This is a genomic window from Lachnospira eligens, from assembly GCF_009680455.1.
In the GTDB taxonomy this organism is placed as follows: Bacteria; Bacillota; Clostridia; order Lachnospirales; family Lachnospiraceae; genus Lachnospira; species Lachnospira eligens_A.
In genome coordinates this window covers 1-16,417 of the sequence record NZ_WKRD01000006.1, presented here as the reverse complement: position 1 = coordinate 16,417, position 16,417 = coordinate 1, and the positions used below count along the sequence as shown (strand labels likewise).

Annotated in this window: 17 protein-coding genes and 1 tRNA gene; 2 read left to right on the top strand and 16 right to left on the bottom strand. The window is 39.0% G+C overall.

The genetic code is table 11. The features are described 5' to 3' along the window. Positions 1 to 35 precede the first annotated feature (35 nt). The 9 genes from GKE48_RS08625 to GKE48_RS08585 form a co-directional block, all read right to left on the bottom strand. The gene (locus GKE48_RS08625) at positions 36 to 1,142 is read right to left on the bottom strand and encodes an NAD(P)H-dependent flavin oxidoreductase (protein WP_330583110.1); all 1,107 of its coding nucleotides are present in this window, start codon (positions 1,140 to 1,142) and stop codon (positions 36 to 38) included. Then, positions 1,099 to 2,028 carry a nitronate monooxygenase gene (locus tag GKE48_RS08620; protein ID WP_012739946.1) on the bottom strand — a complete coding sequence of 310 codons (930 nt, stop codon included), beginning with the start codon at positions 2,026 to 2,028 and terminating at the stop codon, positions 1,099 to 1,101. Before GKE48_RS08620 ends, GKE48_RS08625 begins: the two co-directional genes overlap by 44 nt. A 14-nt stretch (positions 2,029 to 2,042) precedes the next feature. Next, a complete protein-coding gene (locus GKE48_RS08615; RefSeq protein ID WP_055286677.1) occupies positions 2,043 to 2,978 on the bottom strand; it encodes a beta-ketoacyl-ACP synthase III in 936 nt (311 codons plus the stop codon). Next, positions 2,975 to 3,766, bottom strand: coding sequence for a carboxyltransferase subunit alpha (gene accA, locus GKE48_RS08610; protein ID WP_055286674.1), 792 nt, complete (start codon positions 3,764 to 3,766; stop codon positions 2,975 to 2,977). The genes GKE48_RS08615 and accA overlap by 4 nt, the downstream gene beginning before the upstream one ends. After that, entirely contained in the window at positions 3,763 to 4,536 is a 774-nt protein-coding gene (locus GKE48_RS08605) for an acetyl-CoA carboxylase carboxyltransferase subunit beta (RefSeq protein WP_022097949.1), read from the bottom strand. Before GKE48_RS08605 ends, accA begins: the two co-directional genes overlap by 4 nt. Further along, positions 4,533 to 5,888, bottom strand: a complete 1,356-nt coding sequence (gene accC, locus GKE48_RS08600; protein WP_330583109.1) for an acetyl-CoA carboxylase biotin carboxylase subunit — start codon at positions 5,886 to 5,888, stop codon at positions 4,533 to 4,535. The genes GKE48_RS08605 and accC overlap by 4 nt, the downstream gene beginning before the upstream one ends. A gap of 14 nt (positions 5,889 to 5,902) precedes the next feature. Continuing rightward, positions 5,903 to 6,355 (bottom strand): acetyl-CoA carboxylase biotin carboxyl carrier protein, encoded by a 453-nt coding sequence (gene accB / locus GKE48_RS08595; protein ID WP_055286670.1) that lies wholly within the window; start codon positions 6,353 to 6,355, stop codon positions 5,903 to 5,905. 29 nt (positions 6,356 to 6,384) lie between these two features. After that, complete coding sequence (gene acpP / locus GKE48_RS08590) at positions 6,385 to 6,615, bottom strand: acyl carrier protein (RefSeq protein WP_012739952.1); 231 nt, start codon at positions 6,613 to 6,615, stop codon at positions 6,385 to 6,387. Positions 6,616 to 6,725: 110 nt separating this feature from the next. After that, entirely contained in the window at positions 6,726 to 7,553 is an 828-nt protein-coding gene (locus tag GKE48_RS08585; protein WP_012739953.1) for a DegV family protein, read from the bottom strand. Positions 7,554 to 7,683: 130 nt separating this feature from the next. Here GKE48_RS08585 and GKE48_RS08580 point away from each other — a divergent pair, with 130 nt between their 5' ends. Beyond that, positions 7,684 to 8,208: a TetR/AcrR family transcriptional regulator gene (locus GKE48_RS08580; RefSeq protein ID WP_154300864.1), complete on the top strand. Its 525-nt coding sequence runs from the start codon at positions 7,684 to 7,686 to the stop codon at positions 8,206 to 8,208. A gap of 38 nt (positions 8,209 to 8,246) precedes the next feature. Here the strand turns inward: GKE48_RS08580 and GKE48_RS08575 are convergent, their stop codons facing one another. The 3 genes from GKE48_RS08575 to GKE48_RS08565 all read right to left on the bottom strand — a co-directional run bounded on the left by GKE48_RS08575 (position 8,247) and on the right by GKE48_RS08565 (position 11,211). Further along, positions 8,247 to 9,602 (bottom strand): MATE family efflux transporter, encoded by a 1,356-nt coding sequence (locus GKE48_RS08575; protein ID WP_154300863.1) that lies wholly within the window; start codon positions 9,600 to 9,602, stop codon positions 8,247 to 8,249. Between the two features lie 31 nt (positions 9,603 to 9,633). Then, positions 9,634 to 10,866 carry a hypothetical protein gene (locus tag GKE48_RS14825; RefSeq protein ID WP_243138481.1) on the bottom strand — a complete coding sequence of 411 codons (1,233 nt, stop codon included), beginning with the start codon at positions 10,864 to 10,866 and terminating at the stop codon, positions 9,634 to 9,636. A gap of 274 nt (positions 10,867 to 11,140) precedes the next feature. Next, positions 11,141 to 11,211, bottom strand: a tRNA-Gly gene (locus tag GKE48_RS08565). 181 nt (positions 11,212 to 11,392) lie between these two features. Between GKE48_RS08565 and GKE48_RS08560 the strand changes: the two genes are divergently transcribed. Next, a complete protein-coding gene (locus GKE48_RS08560; protein WP_154300862.1) occupies positions 11,393 to 12,742 on the top strand; it encodes an MATE family efflux transporter in 1,350 nt (449 codons plus the stop codon). 126 nt (positions 12,743 to 12,868) lie between these two features. On the opposite strand, the gene GKE48_RS14820 is transcribed toward GKE48_RS08560, so the two are convergent. From GKE48_RS14820 to GKE48_RS08540, 4 genes are all read right to left on the bottom strand, one after another. Beyond that, a complete protein-coding gene (locus tag GKE48_RS14820) occupies positions 12,869 to 14,395 on the bottom strand; it encodes a right-handed parallel beta-helix repeat-containing protein (protein WP_243138480.1) in 1,527 nt (508 codons plus the stop codon). 388 nt (positions 14,396 to 14,783) lie between these two features. Further along, positions 14,784 to 15,410 carry a M15 family metallopeptidase gene (locus GKE48_RS08550; protein WP_154300861.1) on the bottom strand — a complete coding sequence of 209 codons (627 nt, stop codon included), beginning with the start codon at positions 15,408 to 15,410 and terminating at the stop codon, positions 14,784 to 14,786. A gap of 373 nt (positions 15,411 to 15,783) precedes the next feature. Next, on the bottom strand, positions 15,784 to 15,999 hold the full coding sequence (locus GKE48_RS08545; RefSeq protein ID WP_154300860.1) for a PF20097 family protein: 216 nt from the start codon (positions 15,997 to 15,999) through the stop codon (positions 15,784 to 15,786). A gap of 10 nt (positions 16,000 to 16,009) precedes the next feature. Further along, a complete protein-coding gene (locus tag GKE48_RS08540) occupies positions 16,010 to 16,282 on the bottom strand; it encodes an AbrB/MazE/SpoVT family DNA-binding domain-containing protein (RefSeq protein ID WP_206671574.1) in 273 nt (90 codons plus the stop codon). Positions 16,283 to 16,417: the final 135 nt, after the last annotated feature.

The window sequence follows — 16,417 nt, the reverse complement described above, 5'->3', positions numbered from 1 at the left end:
TTTCCAAATCCATGTCAGATTTGCTCAACCAAAGCTTATATGTCCGATTTATTCAATCTATAATCTGTCATAATCTCATTAATAAGTTCCTGTACGCTCATTATCCGGTCAACTCTGTCTGCATTACTTCCTGCAAAAAACAGTCCATTATCCCAGTCACCCTTAACTGCTGCTATAAGTGCCCTGCTTATGCAATATGGTATACTGTCATCCTTCTTACATGCTGTAAGACAACCATTACATTTTCTTGCCGTGAAGGTTTCTCCTGCATCAAGCCTTTCAAGCAGTGGGCTGTTAATTGCACGTGCCGGCATTCCAACAGGACTTTTAATAATACGGATGTCTTCTCTTTTTGCATTAACAACAGCCTGTTTAAATGTATCTGAAGCATCACATTCATTGGTAGCAATGAATCTTGTCGCAATCTGTACCCCGGCAGCACCTTTATTTACATAATGTGCCATATCTTTGCCATCAAACACACCTCCAGCAACAAATACCGGGATATCCGCACCGGACTCTTCTATCACAGCAAGTACATCTGACAATATTTCATCGTTAGTCTGTGTTTTTCCCTGTGTAATATCATCTGCACCAAAGCCTAAATGTCCTCCTGCCATGCTGCCTTCAATAATGAACATATCCGGATACACATCATAATGCTTCTTATAAGTTTTCATAATTATCCTGGCAGCCCTGCCACTTGAAACAATGGGTGCTGCCAGTGTATCTGTTCCCTTAGTAAACTGTGGCAGATTAAGAGGCAGTCCTGCACCTGAGATAATAATATCTGCTCCTGCTGAAACTGCGGTCTTACAGCTTTCCTCATAATGAGAAACTGCCGTCATAATATTTACAGCTACAAGTCCCTTCTTTGTACTTTCTGCTGCAATCTGCTTAGCTCTCTTAATATGGTAATCAAGTGCCCTCAGATTCGCCTTAAAGGGGCTGCTCTCAAAATCCTGTTCATCATAACCTGCATTAACAGAACTGATAACTCCACATGCCCCGCTTGCTGCAACTGCACCTGCAAGGGATGAAAGTGAAACTCCGACACCCATACCGCCCTGAATTACCGGAACATCAAGTACCTTGTCCTTAATCTGCATACAATTCCTTTCGCACAGCCTCATATTCTTCATATATTTGTTCAAATATTTTCTCAATTGGCTGTATCTTATCAATCTGGCCTGCAACCTGACCTGCCATCAGTGAGCCATTCATTGTGTCACCGTCAAACACTGCCTTACGAAGAGAACCTAATGTATATTTCTCAAGTTCCATCTTATCAGCACCTGCCTTCTCCTGCTTTACATACTCGCGTGACATCTCATTTTTAAGCACACGCACAGGAGTACCAGCAATTCTTCCTGTAACTATCGTGTCATTATCCTTTGCTTTAAGTATTGCCTGCTTATAATTATCATGTATAGGACACTCTGTACTTGCCAGAAGACAAGTTCCCATCTGTACACCTGCCGCACCAAGTGCAAATGCTGCTGCAAGCTGTCTGCCATCTGCAATTCCTCCGGCCGCAATAACCGGAATATTCACACTGTCAACTACCTTTGGGACAAGTGTCATAGTTGTCATCTCGCCGACATGACCACCACTTTCTGTTCCCTCTGCAACTACTGCATCAGCTCCGAAACGCTCCATTCTTATTGCAAGCGCTGCACTCGAAACAACCGGTATAACCATCATTCCATTAGACTTCCATTTTTCCATATATTTAGCCGGACTTCCTGCTCCTGTTGTTACAATCTTTACATTTTCTTCCACAAGCAGTTCTGCCATTGCATCAGCTTCCGGATTCATAAGCATAAGATTCACACCAAATGGTTTATCCGTAAGTGTTCTGCATTTTCTTATGTTTTCACGAAGCATATCCGTGTTCATTCCACCAGCTCCAATAAGCCCCAGTCCGCCTGCATTACTAACTGCAGCTGCAAATTCTCCTGTTGCAATATTAGCCATTCCGCCCTGTATAAACGGATATTTTATTCCTAACATCTTATCTAATCTCATTATGCTGCTCCTTATTATGTCTCTATCAAAGCACTGCTCCAGCTAAGCCCCGCCCCAAAGCCCGCAAGAATCAGCTTTCTGCCTTTGTCAAAGCATCCGCTTTGTGCTAACTCATCTAGTGCTATTGGGATACTTGCCGCTGATGTATTACCGTATTCCGCTATATTTATATAGAACTTATCTTCATGTCCCGGATATTTTTTCTTTACATGATTGATAATTCTTTCATTAGCCTGATGGCACACAATATAATCTATGTCATCAAGTGTCATGTCCGATTTTTTCAATATTTCATCAATTCCCTGTTTAAGAACATCAACTGCAAAACGGAACACCGCATTTCCATTCATCTTTACATATGCATCCTGTGCACCTATACCTCTGCATACAAGTACATCAGTATCGCCTCTTGTGTAATTAATCTGTCTATACATATTGTCAGCCGCTTTTATAAGAACTGCACCTGCACCATCTCCAAAAAGCACACATGTTGAGCGGTCTGTATAATCTAATATCTTAGACATCTGTTCACTGCCAATAAGCAGTATGTATTTATAATCAGTGCTGTTAAACAATGCCTGTCCAACATTTAATGCATGCAGAAAACCTGTACATGCACTGCTTAAATCAAATGCAAGTACATTCTCTGCCAATCCGAGTTCCTTCTGTACAATTGCTGCAGTAGATGGAAATGCATTATCAGCCGTTGAAGTTGCAACTATAACTGCACCTATTTCTGCAATATCCACACCTGATGCTTCTACCGCTTCATATGCTGCTCTGACTGCAAGTGATGTAGTATTTTCCTGTGTACATCTGTATCTTTTCTTAATACCTGTTCTTGTTGTTATCCATTCATCATTTGTATCAACAATCTGGCTTAAGTCATCATTCGTAATTATCTCTTCTGGGAGTGCTTTCCCTGTGGACACTATCTGAATGCCTTTCACTTTATCTCTCCCCTGTCTATATTCCTGAATTTGTCATATCTTGAATTAACAAGCTCTTTTGATTTCATCCTGCAAAGAATTCCGAGTTCTTTTTCTAACATTCTTGCTATATCTGAAAAACACCTGTCTCCTTCTGCTATTACACCGTCAACGAGTCCGGCAGTAAAAAGCTCCTGTGCAGTAAGCTTCATAATCTCACTTGCCTGTGGTGCTTTCTTAGCATCCTTATATATTATTGACGCAAACCCTTCCGGAGACAGAATCGAATATACTGCATTTTCAAGCATGTACACTCTGTCGGCTGCTGCCAGTGCCAATGCACCGCCACTTCCGCCTTCGCCTGTGATTACAGATATAACAGGTACTGTAAGCTTAAGCATTGCTGCTATACTTCCCGCAATCGCATTACTCTGCCCGTTGCTTTCTGCTTCCATGCCTGGATATGCACCTGGCGTGTCAACAAATGTTATGACAGGTCTCCTGAATTTTTCAGCCTGTTTCATAACACGGACTGCTTTTCTATACCCTTCAGGTGACGCCATTCCGAAGTTATATCTTATATTCTCTTCTATATTCTTTCCTTTACGGTTTCCAATAACAGTTACCGTTTCCCCATTAAATGAAGCAATTCCTGCAACAAGGCTTTTATCATCTTTATAGTATCTGTCACCATGCATTTCTATAAAATCATCAAAAAGCACTTCTATGTATTTCATAATATCCGGACGGTCGCTTTTTCTGGCTGCAAGAACTTTCTCATATGGTGTTAAAACATTTTCACTGTTCATGCTTCTCCTCCGGTATTCACATGCATTTTCAATATCTTTGATAAAGTCTGCTTCATATCTTTTCTGTCAACTATCATATCTATCATGCCATGTTCTAACAGAAACTCTGAATGCTGGAAGCCTTCCGGCAGCTTCTGTCCGATAGTCTGTTCAATAACTCTTGGCCCGGCAAAGCATATAAGTGCTCCTGGTTCAGCAATTATAATGTCACCAAGACTTGCAAAGCTTGCGCTCACACCACCTGTTGTCGGATTAGTGAGATATGATATAAATAATCCACCAGCATCCTTGAACTTTTCAATTGCCGCTGTTGTCTTTGCCATCTGCATAAGCGAGAAAAGACCTTCCTGCATTCTCGCTCCACCGCTTGCAGCGAATATTATAAGTGGCAGTTTTCTTTTCATTGCATATTCTGTGAGTCTTGTAATCTTTTCACCTACCGCAATTCCCATGCTTCCCATAAGAAATCTTTTATCCATAACTGCAACAGCTGTTTTGACTCCGCCAATTCGGCATGTTCCAGTAACTACTGCATCCTGCTGGCCTGTCTTTAATCTGTTTGCTTCAACCTTTTTCTCATATCCCGGAAAGCTGTTTGGATTGCCTGTCTTAACCTGTGCATACAATTCCCTGAAACTTTTGTCATCACTTATAAGTGCAATTCTTCTTGATGGTGTAAGGCTTCCGTCTGCCTGTTCCTCACTATCCCTTAATCTGTTGATAGTACCCCACCTTTTCTTACGCTTTAAGAAAATGTCATTGATATTCATTTAACTGTAATTCCTTCCTTAAGCCACTTTTCAATTTCGGTATGATTCTTCTCCCAGAAACCTGTATTGTAATTTCCTCTTATAAAATCCTTATGATATGTAAGAAGATGCATGAACTCTCTGTTAGTCTTAACTCCTTCAATTATCAGTTCCTCAAGAGCTCTTCTTAATCGTCTTACCGCCTCAAGTCTGCTGCTTCCAGTCACTATAATCTTGGCAATCATTGAATCATAAAACGGACTCACTTCATAACCTTCAAAAAGATGGCTCTCAACTCTTACTCCATAACCATCTGGAAAATGTAAGAATTTAATAACTCCCGGTGTAGCCGCATTTATTCTGCACTCAATTGCATGCCCATTGACGCATGTATCTTCCTGAGTGATATTAAGCTTCATTCCGGCAGCTATTCTTATCTGTTCTCTTATAAGGTCAATTCCTGTAACCTGCTCAGTTACCGGATGTTCAACCTGTATTCTCGTATTCATCTCTATAAAATAGTAGTCACCCTGTTCATTCACAACGAATTCAACAGTTCCTGCACTATAATATCCTGCTGCTCTGGCAGCCCTTACTGCAGTCTCTCCCATGACTGCCCGCTTATCTTTACATAATCTTGCACTCGGAGCTTCCTCTAAAAGTTTCTGATTATTACGCTGGATTGAACAGTCACGTTCTCCAAGATATATTGTATTGCCATATTTATCTGCAAGAATCTGTATCTCAATATGCCGTGGATTGATTATCAGCTTCTCTATGTACATATCATCGTTGCCAAATGCAGCTTTAGCTTCACTCTTAGCGGTTTCAAATGCATTTTCTATATCTTCTCTGCTGAATGCCTTGCGCATTCCTTTTCCACCGCCTCCAGCTGACGCTTTAATAAGTACCGGATAACCAATTCTTTCTGCAATGTGTGCTGCTTCCTCTGCTGTTACAACCAGACCATCAGAGCCTGGTACAACCGGAACCCCGCATTCAATCATAAGCTGCCTTGCCGACTGTTTATCTCCCATGCTGCTTATTATGTCTGCTGATGGTCCTATAAATATAAGATTGTTCTCCTCACATTTTCTTGCAAATGCAGCATTCTCAGACAGAAAACCATAACCAGGGTGGACTGCCTCACACCCTGTCAATATTGCTGTTTCTATTATCGCATCCTGATTAAGATAACTTTCAGCCGCCTTTGCCGGTCCAATGCAAACTGCCTTGTCTGCTGCCATAACAGCAAGTGAATCCTTATCGGCTGTTGAATATACAATTACGGTTTCTACATCCATCTCACGGCAGCATCTGATTATCCTTAACGCTATTTCACCACGGTTTGCTATCAGTATTCTCTTAAACACTTCTGCTACCTCCGTTAATTAAGGATTACAAGCGGCTGTCCATACTCAACCATAGTGCCATTCTCTGCTGCCACTTCCTTAACCGTACCGTCACAATCTGCTGTAACTTCGTTCATCAGCTTCATTGCTTCAATTATTCCAATAACATCACCGGCATGAACGCTCTGCCCTGGTTTTACAAAAGGTTCCTCATCAGGACCTGCTGCTGTATAGAAAGTTCCAACCAATGGTGCTTTAATTTCTTTAATATGCTCATCTGACTGTGGCTGTACGTCCTGAATAGTTGTAACGGTCTGTTCCTGTTCTGTATTAATGCGAACAATATCTTTCTTTACAGGCACATCACATTTGGCTTCGTGCATTGTTTTCTTCAGTCCAAGGCATACGCCATTCATCTCCAGATTCAGTTCGCTGCATCCACTTGCATCAAACTTATCTATAATCCCATAAATATCATTAATATCCATAACAAACTGTCTTCCTTAAAATCTTTATATTAAGCTGCATTCTTGTCAACATACTCAACAATTGCTTTAACTGATGTAAGATTAGGAAGTTCTTCTTCTGGAACAGTAATTCCATAAGCATCTTCAACTGCCATCATAAGTTCCATAGAATCAAGTGAATCAATTCCAAGATCATCCTTTAAATTCGCTTCTAATGTAATCTTATCCTCTGAGCAGTTAATAGTATCCATAATAATTTCTTTTACCTTTTCAAATGTCATTGTTTTGTTCTCCTTAAATAATTTTATCTAAATATATTTAACTAATATATTTGAGCTAATTATAAGAGCACAAATCAGGTTTGTCAATACTATTTTGATATTCAAAGTATTTATTTTGTTTCACAGCTGAGTATTATTCCGCCTCGCTCAGCATAATAACTGCATAATCCTCCTGCTTTATATACGCACACATCCGTAGTACCATATGCCTGCTTTATCATATCTGCTATCTTATCTGCAAGAGCTTCATTCTCAACATGACATATTCTCAGCTTTCCGCCTTCATATCCTGCATCGTCAAGTAATGCCTGCAGTTTTACAAGAAGCTTTTTATCACCTCTGCATTTACCGATTGCTTCCAATGTTCCATGACTGCTTGCTGTTCCTATTACACTTATGCCAAGAACCTCCGCAGCCGATGCTACAACCTTGCTTACACGACCATTCTGTGCAAGATTATGCAATGATTTTAATGAACAGAACAGTCTTGTTTTCTGCATATATGCATCTATCGCTCCATCTATCTCTTCAAATTTCTTTCCTTCTTCAATCATTTGCTGCAATTGTTCCAGTATAATACGCATCTGTGGACCAGTGCTTTTAGAATCTATTACCCTGACTTTAGCCTGTGGATGTTCCTCCAAATATACTGCCCTCGCTGCCATTGCAGAATTATATGTTCCTGACATTCCTGCAGTTATTGTTACAACAAATATCTCATCATCATCACCAAAAGCTTCAAGCCATGCATCTATTCCAGGGCACGCAGTATATGAACGTCCCTTATGTTTTTCAAGAATATCAAGCATTCTGTGAATATCAAGCTGCCCATCATCACAAAACTCCTCGTTATCTGTAGATATTGTAAGCGGAACTGCCTTAAAAACCATTCCCCTAAGTTCTTTTATATCGCATGCTGAATCTGCTACTAATCTCATTATTAATCCTCCTGTTTGCCGGATATACTCCGTTTCGATGTAGTTTTAAATACTATGTCATATTGTATTTTATAACTTATAGTGTTACAATATACAAAAATAGCGTTTTTGTATATTTCAGGAGTACATTATGAATATAGTTAACAAAGATTCTAAAAATACATTTACACGAATGTGCATAGGTGAAGCAATAATCAAGCTTCTTAAAAACACTGATTTTGATAAGATTCGAATTACGAGTGTGGCGAAATGTGCCGGTGTATCACGCATAACTTTTTACAAATATTATGAATCAATCCATGATGCACTATGCGACTATCTTAATATTATTATAATTGAATATCTGGAAGAATGTGCCAACAACCCTGAAAACGGGAGCTTTCTGGATTATTCCCACATTCTTTTTGCACTTGAATTCTTTAACCGGTATAAGGATTATTTTCTTACTCTTTCAAGATGTGGACTTCATTCTATTCTTATTAACAGTATTAATAATTTTATGTCTGAACATTTTACGAATCCTAAGAATTACTCTGAGTACAGACTATACTGTTACTCTGGCGGATTGCTTAATACATTTTTAAAATGGGAAGAAAACGGATGTGACTGTGATGCTGGCGAGATAGCCAGGACTCTTGAAGAACTTTATAGTTAATAAGCCACTCCTTCCGGAATGGCTTAAATATTTTATAATCATTTATTAATCTGTGAATGCACTTTTCGACGTACTACTAGGAAACATATAACCTGCATAATTATCGTTGCCGTCCATGATGCCGGATATGATATGAACAGGTCATAAAGAGTTCTGTGACTTGGGAATATGACGAATATCCAGAATATTCTCATTCCTACAGTACCAATAACCGATAATATCATAGGTACTAGCGAATACCCCATTCCACGAAGCGCGCCCGGAAACAGATCCATTATTCCACATAAGAAATATGGTACTGTAGTAATTGATAATATCTCAACACCACATTTGATAACATCTTCACTGTTAGTGTATATCATAAGCACTTTATCACCAAATATATATGCACCGCAGCCAAATACAAGTGATGCTCCTACCGAAAGTATTGCACAATCTATAAGCACCTTGTCCATTCTCTTGAACTTTCTTACACCATAATTCTGACTTGTAAAACTCATGCAGGCCTGTGTTACTGAATTAATTGATGCATATAGAAAGCCAAGAATATTGTTGGCTGCTGTATATCCTGCCATTGCTGTTGAACCGAATGAATTAACCGACGACTGCAGCAAAGCATTTGAGAAATTAATAACTGTACTCTGTATTCCTGCCGGAATTCCAACCTGAAATATCTGTTTAAGATAGTATCCCTTTATCTTTAGCTTTGAGAATCTCAACTGGTAACTTGCATCTGTCTTATTCAGACATCTTAATACAAGCACACACGATATAAACTGTGAAAATATTGTTGCGATTGCCACTCCTGCAACCCCTAAGTTAAACACAATAACAAGTACCATATTAAGGCATGCATTTATGATTCCCGCTGCTATAAGAAACATCAGCGGTCTCTTGGTATCACCAACTGCTCTAAGAACAGCCGCACCATAGTTATAAAGCATAAAGAATGGCATACCAAGAAAATATATTCTCATATACAGTGTTGAGAGGTTAATTACATCATCCGGTGTTCCCATAAGCTCAAGTGCCGGCTTAGCCATCAGCACGCCTATCAGCGCCATCACAACTCCGCTTATTGCTGCAAATGTTATCGCAGTATGCACTGTCTCTGACATCTCTTTATGTTTGCCTGACGCATAGAATCTGGCAGCCAGTACATTTGCTCCCAAAGAAACTCCTATGAAAAGATTAACAAACATATTAATAAGCGCTGTCGTTGAACCTACTGCTGCTAACGACTGGCTTCCTGCAAATCTTCCAACAACAATTATATCTACAGCATTAAACATTAGCTGTAATATTCCTGAAAGCATCAATGGCACTGAGAACGATATTAACTTATCCATTATTGTGCCATTGCACATATCTATTTCGTATTTATTCTTACTCATTGTAAATTTCCTTTATAAAACATTGGACAGACTATTCCCAATATCCAAGTTCAACACCTTTTTTATAGATTCCTACGCCCTTAGAATAATATCCATACGCATTAAAATGTGTCCAGTCTGAACGGAGTTTCACAGATATATACCCAAACGCTCCATATAACTCATCTATCTTTTCCTTTTTCAAACCACAATCATCCAGCCCGTTCTGAATCATATAGACTCTTGTATTAAAGAAATGTTCTCCAAATGCTTCTCTTAGCGCTGCTTCCCATGCAGTGTCATCAGCTCCTACATAGTCATCTCCATCCTCCAGATATGACTGGCTGTTGTCTGCAAGAGATGTTCCTGGATCATCCGTGTCCCCAACTATGATATAATTCTCACAGCCTGTATAATCAATCACTGCCTGATACTGGGAAATAAGCTCATCATAGTCATCCCATCCACCGTTACTTCCCATCTCAATCACAAGAATATCATCCTTATGATCATATGCTGCTTTAGTTGTAACAGCAGTACCTTGTGGAATAAACATATAATCAGGCTGTTCAAGACCTGTATCATCACATATTCTGATGCTGACCATATAATCCTCTATATTATAGTCATCATCCTCCATATCTTCCCAGTAATCTTCAATATCTCGTTTCTTATCAATCTGACATAATACGCCATCTATATATACAGTATCAGGATAATCATTATATTCAATACCATATCCGCTGAAATCATACATATAAACAGGATTCCCCTTATCATCCATAAGGCATACATCTTCATATGTATTCTTGTTAAGATTAAGATTACGGTCAGTATGCATCTTAAGGCCACCAGCTCTTCTCGCTATCTCCGCTGATGTCTCCCCTGATACACCAAAATTAAATGTATTAAGACCTGTAAGCTTTCCTAAAGTATATGGTGCAGTGTAATAACTTATATCAACTCTTCCTGCTTTAGTAAGTATATAAGCATCATCTGAGCCAAAGCCTTCCATCATGCTGTCGCCCCAGCAGGCAATTGATACAGTATCATTTGAATAATCCTTATCATCTTCATAAGGTTCTGTATAATCTTCTGTACCGATATTCTGTGAGACCTTCACAATTACATGTGTTTTATCTCCCCGTGGTTTTATGATCTTAGCCATATTAATAAGATTATCTTTAGTTTCCGGTCTGCCATTCAATACCACAGCCCCTGCGGCAATACCTCCTGCAAGCAAAACCACTGCAATCCCCCATATCGCTGCTTTCTTTAATTTCATAAACTCACCTTTTCTGCCCCTTATATATCTGGCACTTCTGTTATAACACTTATTTACCCGACCTGCAAATATAATGAAGCAATCAAAGCAAAGATTCAGTAAGGGTTCGATTCACATCACCCTGAAATAATTCACTTGAAAAAAAAAATAGAGCGGGTGATGGGGTGCCAGGTGCCTGTGGCACCTGCTTGGCACCGACCGGAGCGAAGCGGAGACCGAACCCGTGGGTTCGATTCACATCACCCTGAAATAATTCACTTAGACAAAAAAATAGAGCGGGTGATGGGAATCGAACCCACGTATCTAGCTTGGAAGGCTAGTGTTCTACCATTGAACTACACCCGCATAATCACTGATATCTCAATGCTTTGTTAAGATATCATAATTATATTATAAAGTCAAGTATTTTATGCCAATATGTTCTTTCTGACATGTTTTATCAACATATATACTTGACTTTATCTGTTCTTAGGAATAAATTATGTTAGTTGCATTTTAGTTTGTAAAATATTATGGAGTAATTTCAATGACTAATAATTCTGACCACATTTTTTCTAATGTAGATATAAGGAAACTTCTTATTCCTATCATGCTGGAAAATCTCTTGGCTTCACTTATGGGAACTGTTGATACTATGATGGTAAGTAATGTAGGTGCATCTGCTGTTTCAGCAGTATCGCTTGTTGATTCCATCAATATTCTTGTAATACAGGCCTTGTCAGCACTTGCTGCCGGAGGTGCAATCCTGTGTTCCCAGTACATAGGAAGCAGCAACCCTAAAGGTGCCAACCGCGCTGCGAGACAGGTATTTCTTGTCATGACAGTGCTGTCGGTTTTCATATCAGCAATATGTCTCATTCTTCGTGTACCAATGCTTAAGTTCATCTTTGGTTCGGTAGAAGCTGAGGTTATGGCTGATTCACAGGCGTACTTCCTGTTTACCCTGTTGTCATTTCCATTCATTGGTCTGTATGACGCTGGCGCGTCCATTATGAGAGCCCAGAAGGACAGCAAAAGCCCTATGATAATATCAATAATATCCAACTTCCTTAATATAGGTGGTAATGCGATTCTTATATTCGGACTTGGCATGGGTGTTGCAGGGGCTGCACTATCAACACTTGCATCAAGAGTTTTCTGTGCAGTTGTTGTAATTATTAAATTAAGAAACCCTTCTCAGACTATCTGCGTAAACAGATATTACACAATCCGTCCCGACTGGGATTTAATTAAGAGAGTCTTATATATTGGTATTCCTTCAGGTATTGAAAACAGCATGTTCCAGTTTGGAAAGCTGGCAATCCAGTCAACAGTTTCAACGCTTGGAACTGCTGCCATCGCTGCAAATGCTGTGACCAATATTCTTGAAAACCTTAACGGAGTTGCCGCACAGGGTGTAGGTATCGGACTTATGACTATAGTTGGCCAGTGCATTGGAGCCGGAAGAAAAGATGAAGCCATATATTATATAAAGAAGCTCAGTAAAATGGCTGAAGCTGCCATTATTATAAGCTGTCTTGTTGTATTTGCATTGTGCAGGCCGATTACCATACTCGGTGGAATGGAAGCAGAAAGTGCAAGAATGTGTTTTGAGATGACTCTTTTCATAACAATAACCAAGCCAATATCATGGGTATTGTCATTCATTCCGGCGTACGGAATGCGTGCCGCCGGAGACGTGAAATTTTCAATGATAACATCATGTGCAAGCATGTGGTTATGTCGTGTAAGCTTTACTATATTCTTATGCCGTGTATATGGCTTTGGTCCTATTGCTGTATGGATTGGAATGTTTGCCGACTGGACTGTGCGCGGTATCGTGTTCACTATACGTTTCCACTCCCGCAGATGGCTTAATCATCATATAATTGACTGATCTTAACGAATTGGATTAACGATAAAAAACGCATGCCAGATTGAAAAAATCGGACATGCGTTTTATTATTTTGTTATAAATTATAATATTGTATTGTAAACCATATTATTACAATCAGCCATTATCCTAGAATCCCTTACAGTTACCCTTAAGAGTTGCTCCTGTAATATTAACTTTTCCATTAATATTAGTACAATCTTCAATAATAGCCTTGCCAAATGTTACTTTATAACCAAGTGCAGATGGTTTACCTGTAAGTGGCCAGTGATAATTATTACCCTTATTAGAATCTGAAATACAATTCTTCATTGTTACAACACCACTCTGGTTGTTTCTATCGAAACCATTAGCATAGTTTCCCTTAGCTGTACAACCTATAAGCTTATGATTAAGAGGATCAAGGTGAGCTGCCTTTCCTGGTGTTTTATTATCTACTCCACCCATCTTAAATCCATTACCATCACCATATATTCCATCACAGTATCCATTGTAGTTAGCCTGACAGTTTACAAGTGTTACTGCTCCATGAGCTGCATAACAATCCCAGCCATCATCACTATTGTATTCAGCTACACAGTTTTCAAAATAATTGCCTTCACCTGAATGAAGTTTTACTGCAAAACCATCAGCATTCTCACCCTTAGCATCTGCATTATGATGAGACTTGCAATTATAAAACTTGTTATTAGCTCCTCCGTTGCTTACCTGAAAACCTGCATCTTCATTATAACAGCATGTTACATACTTTAATGTATTATTAGAACCTGAAATAAAGATTCCATTGTCAGAAGCATTCTTAACTGTAATGTTAGAAAGTGTGCTTCCATTACCTGATAATGTAATTCCTCTTCCTGAACTTCCGCTTGTCTGTGAGAAATCTATTGTCGCATTATTCTTTCCTGCAAGATTAACACCTGCTGGAAGTGAAACAGCTCCGGACTTAACTGTTCCATCAATAACTACTGTCTGTCCTGACTTAGCCTTCTTAAGTGCATCTGCTAAAGACATTCCACCAGCCTTAACCACATAATTACCTGATACAGATGAACCTGAAGATGAGCTGCTTCCTGATGAAGAGCTGCCTGAACCTGATGAACTTCCTGATGAAGAACCAGATGATGAGCTGCCATTAGAATCAACCTGTACTTTGTAAATGTTGATTCCGCTGTTCTCTGAATACAGATATATGTATCCCTTAGAACCTGAATATGAATATGTTCCTAAAGAAGCTGTCTTATTAGCTGCAATAGTTCCAAGCTTCTTTCCATTAGAATCAGCTACGATTAAATTACGGGTAGAGCTTCCACTGCTTCTTAACACTACCTTTATTGTATCAGAACCTGACACTGGTACCTTAACTGAACGGTATGATGTAGTGCCTGTACCAGAAAGAGCCAGACAATATGTATATGCTGTGCCATCTACTGTTACAGATTCCGCCTTAACCTTCATATTCTTACTGCTTGTTGCCATAAGACCAAGTCCGTCTACTGTAGTACTTGATTTAATAGTTCCTAACTTCTTAAAATTAGAATTCTTGAAATTCCATGAATTCTGTGTTGCCGCATTAGCTGACAACACTGGTGCCGCTGTAAAACATACTAATAATACTGCAACAACAGCTGCAAAAACCCTTCTTGCCTTCTTAATCATTATTAACCTCCCATACATTATAGATTAAATAGCAAAAGAGGCGTTATTTCGCTGGCAGTGTCCGATATCATGCAAAATAAATCGCCTCTGATGCTAAAAATACCATAATAAGGATAAAAATGAAATGGCTTAAAATTACAAAGATTTACGCAAGTGTTTGTGCATTTTGTATAGTTAATTCTGAAATATGCCGTTTTCTTAATACATTTTTACTTAATAACTGATTTATTGTCACTTACCTTGATGTGAAAGTGGTTATCCTATGTATAATATTTGATTCCTTTAAGAGGATAAGGTCAACATTTTTATGGACGTAAAAATGTATTTTGCCACACTTTTATGTACGAATTTTTGTGTTGCATTACATTTTTCCGCACGAACTTTTATATTATATCACATTTTTTCTGCATGAACTTTTCTGAATCCACTCATCTGGCATCTCAAAATGCTGGTAATCTTTTGCATGTTCCCAGTCGCCGCCCCACTCAAATCCATGTTCTGCAAACACCTTATAGCACAAATCGTCATGGTCGATTTTGTGTGGAAATTCAATGCTTCTGTCTGTATACTTTTCAGCGTTGGCAGGCTCTACATTTCTTCTGCCATCAACATATTTCACATAAGGATTATAAAGCGTGTTGATGTCAACCGCCAGCCCTAACGCATGCTTTGACATCTTCGTTGAATAGGAAATGTATCTGAAATTAAACGCTGAAGAATTATTATCCCTCATCGACTTCTCGTCATCAGCATCATATTCATCAATAAGTCTGATTTTTTCAATCTCATAGCCAGCCTCGTAAAGCTGCTTAAATATATCAAGCACAGCATCAGCAATCAGCCTGTTCACAACCAGCTCACCTGTGTGCGTTTTCCCATCAAATCCGACATGCAAAACTTTAAGATACATCAAATCTTCTCTTGGCACAGTGCAGTTGTCCTTAAATGATTTCCCCTGCATCTTTGCAAATATGTCGTCTGGAATTGGTGATATTGTGAATGATTGTGTGTTCATATGTGACTCCTTTACTTTTCTGGTTATAGCTTCATTATATGAGATATTTTATCATAAGACCTACCAAAGTGTCACAAAATGAAGATTGAGTATGTCTATAAAACATGTTTACAAAAGCAACCTGCAGGAAAAACCTACTAGATTACATATAAAAGAAGTATTAGTGGGCTTTTTACACTGACAATAAGTCTTATCTATATTAATAGTCGATTTAGTATAAAAAATAAACCTACTAAAAACAGGTAATCTCCCGATATAGTAGGCATTTTCTTTTGAAAGCTTGAAATCTTTCTCAGATTTGACCCACTAAATTGACAATGCATCATCAATTCGTAGGTTTTTCTTATTAATACGCACAGAATCCAGCAGGTATTTAGTACTCAAATTCAACTATCCTGCAATTCTCACATATACAAGCTTCCACTTTCGTTCTGTGGCTCGCCTTAAGCGATGTGATTTCAACAAATCCTTTGGCTGTTCTCGCATTTGTAAATACTCCAGGCACTTCATCGGCAAAGCTGAATGCACCGTCCTTACTGCTGAAAAGGTAACCTTTTCTCATCTCGTTATTACATTTTGGACAAATCATACATAACACCTCATTCCTTGATATCTTTGCTAAGAACTGCCATTGCCATGCTAAGTTTTTCTTCAAACTGCTCCGCTTTAACAAGCGCTATGCCCTCATTGTCATCGCCAAGCACAACCAGCCTGCTGCCATTCACCAGTCCAAAAATCTCTCTAGCCTCTTTAGGAATAACTATCTGACCGCGGTCATTCACTGTGACAACACCCCACATGTGTTTGCCTTTCGGTGCTGGTGCCATCTTCTGCCCTTCAAGCTGCACATCGTCCTTTATTAAGGAATCCATCGTCACGCCATAAAATTCTGCAAGCCTGCCGCATTTTTCAATATCAGGAATTGTTTCACCCGTCTCCCTTAATTAAAGATATTGTTGGGTAAAAAAGAAAGGTCAGTCGATTTTGCCGATGAAGCGGTAGTAGAT

Bases quoted from the DNA above. Each gene is read 5' to 3' on its own strand.
- GKE48_RS08625 (WP_330583110.1), bottom strand. From the start codon at position 1,142: ATGAAGAATATGAGGCTGTGCGAAAGGAATTGTATGCAGATTAAGGAC.
- GKE48_RS08620 (WP_012739946.1), bottom strand. From the start codon at position 2,028: ATGAGATTAGATAAGATGTTAGGAATAAAATATCCGTTTATACAGGGC.
- accA (WP_055286674.1), bottom strand. From the start codon at position 3,766: ATGAACAGTGAAAATGTTTTAACACCATATGAGAAAGTTCTTGCAGCC.
- GKE48_RS08605 (WP_022097949.1), bottom strand. From the start codon at position 4,536: ATGAATATCAATGACATTTTCTTAAAGCGTAAGAAAAGGTGGGGTACT.
- accB (WP_055286670.1), bottom strand. From the start codon at position 6,355: ATGGATATTAATGATATTTATGGGATTATAGATAAGTTTGATGCAAGT.
- acpP (WP_012739952.1), bottom strand. From the start codon at position 6,615: ATGACATTTGAAAAGGTAAAAGAAATTATTATGGATACTATTAACTGC.
- GKE48_RS08585 (WP_012739953.1), bottom strand. From the start codon at position 7,553: ATGAGATTAGTAGCAGATTCAGCATGCGATATAAAAGAACTTAGGGGA.
- GKE48_RS08580 (WP_154300864.1), top strand. From the start codon at position 7,684: ATGAATATAGTTAACAAAGATTCTAAAAATACATTTACACGAATGTGC.
- GKE48_RS08575 (WP_154300863.1), bottom strand. From the start codon at position 9,602: ATGAGTAAGAATAAATACGAAATAGATATGTGCAATGGCACAATAATG.
- GKE48_RS14825 (WP_243138481.1), bottom strand. From the start codon at position 10,866: ATGAAATTAAAGAAAGCAGCGATATGGGGGATTGCAGTGGTTTTGCTT.
- GKE48_RS08560 (WP_154300862.1), top strand. From the start codon at position 11,393: ATGACTAATAATTCTGACCACATTTTTTCTAATGTAGATATAAGGAAA.
- GKE48_RS14820 (WP_243138480.1), bottom strand. From the start codon at position 14,395: ATGATTAAGAAGGCAAGAAGGGTTTTTGCAGCTGTTGTTGCAGTATTA.
- GKE48_RS08550 (WP_154300861.1), bottom strand. From the start codon at position 15,410: ATGAACACACAATCATTCACAATATCACCAATTCCAGACGACATATTT.
- GKE48_RS08545 (WP_154300860.1), bottom strand. From the start codon at position 15,999: ATGATTTGTCCAAAATGTAATAACGAGATGAGAAAAGGTTACCTTTTC.
- GKE48_RS08540 (WP_206671574.1), bottom strand. From the start codon at position 16,282: ATGGATTCCTTAATAAAGGACGATGTGCAGCTTGAAGGGCAGAAGATG.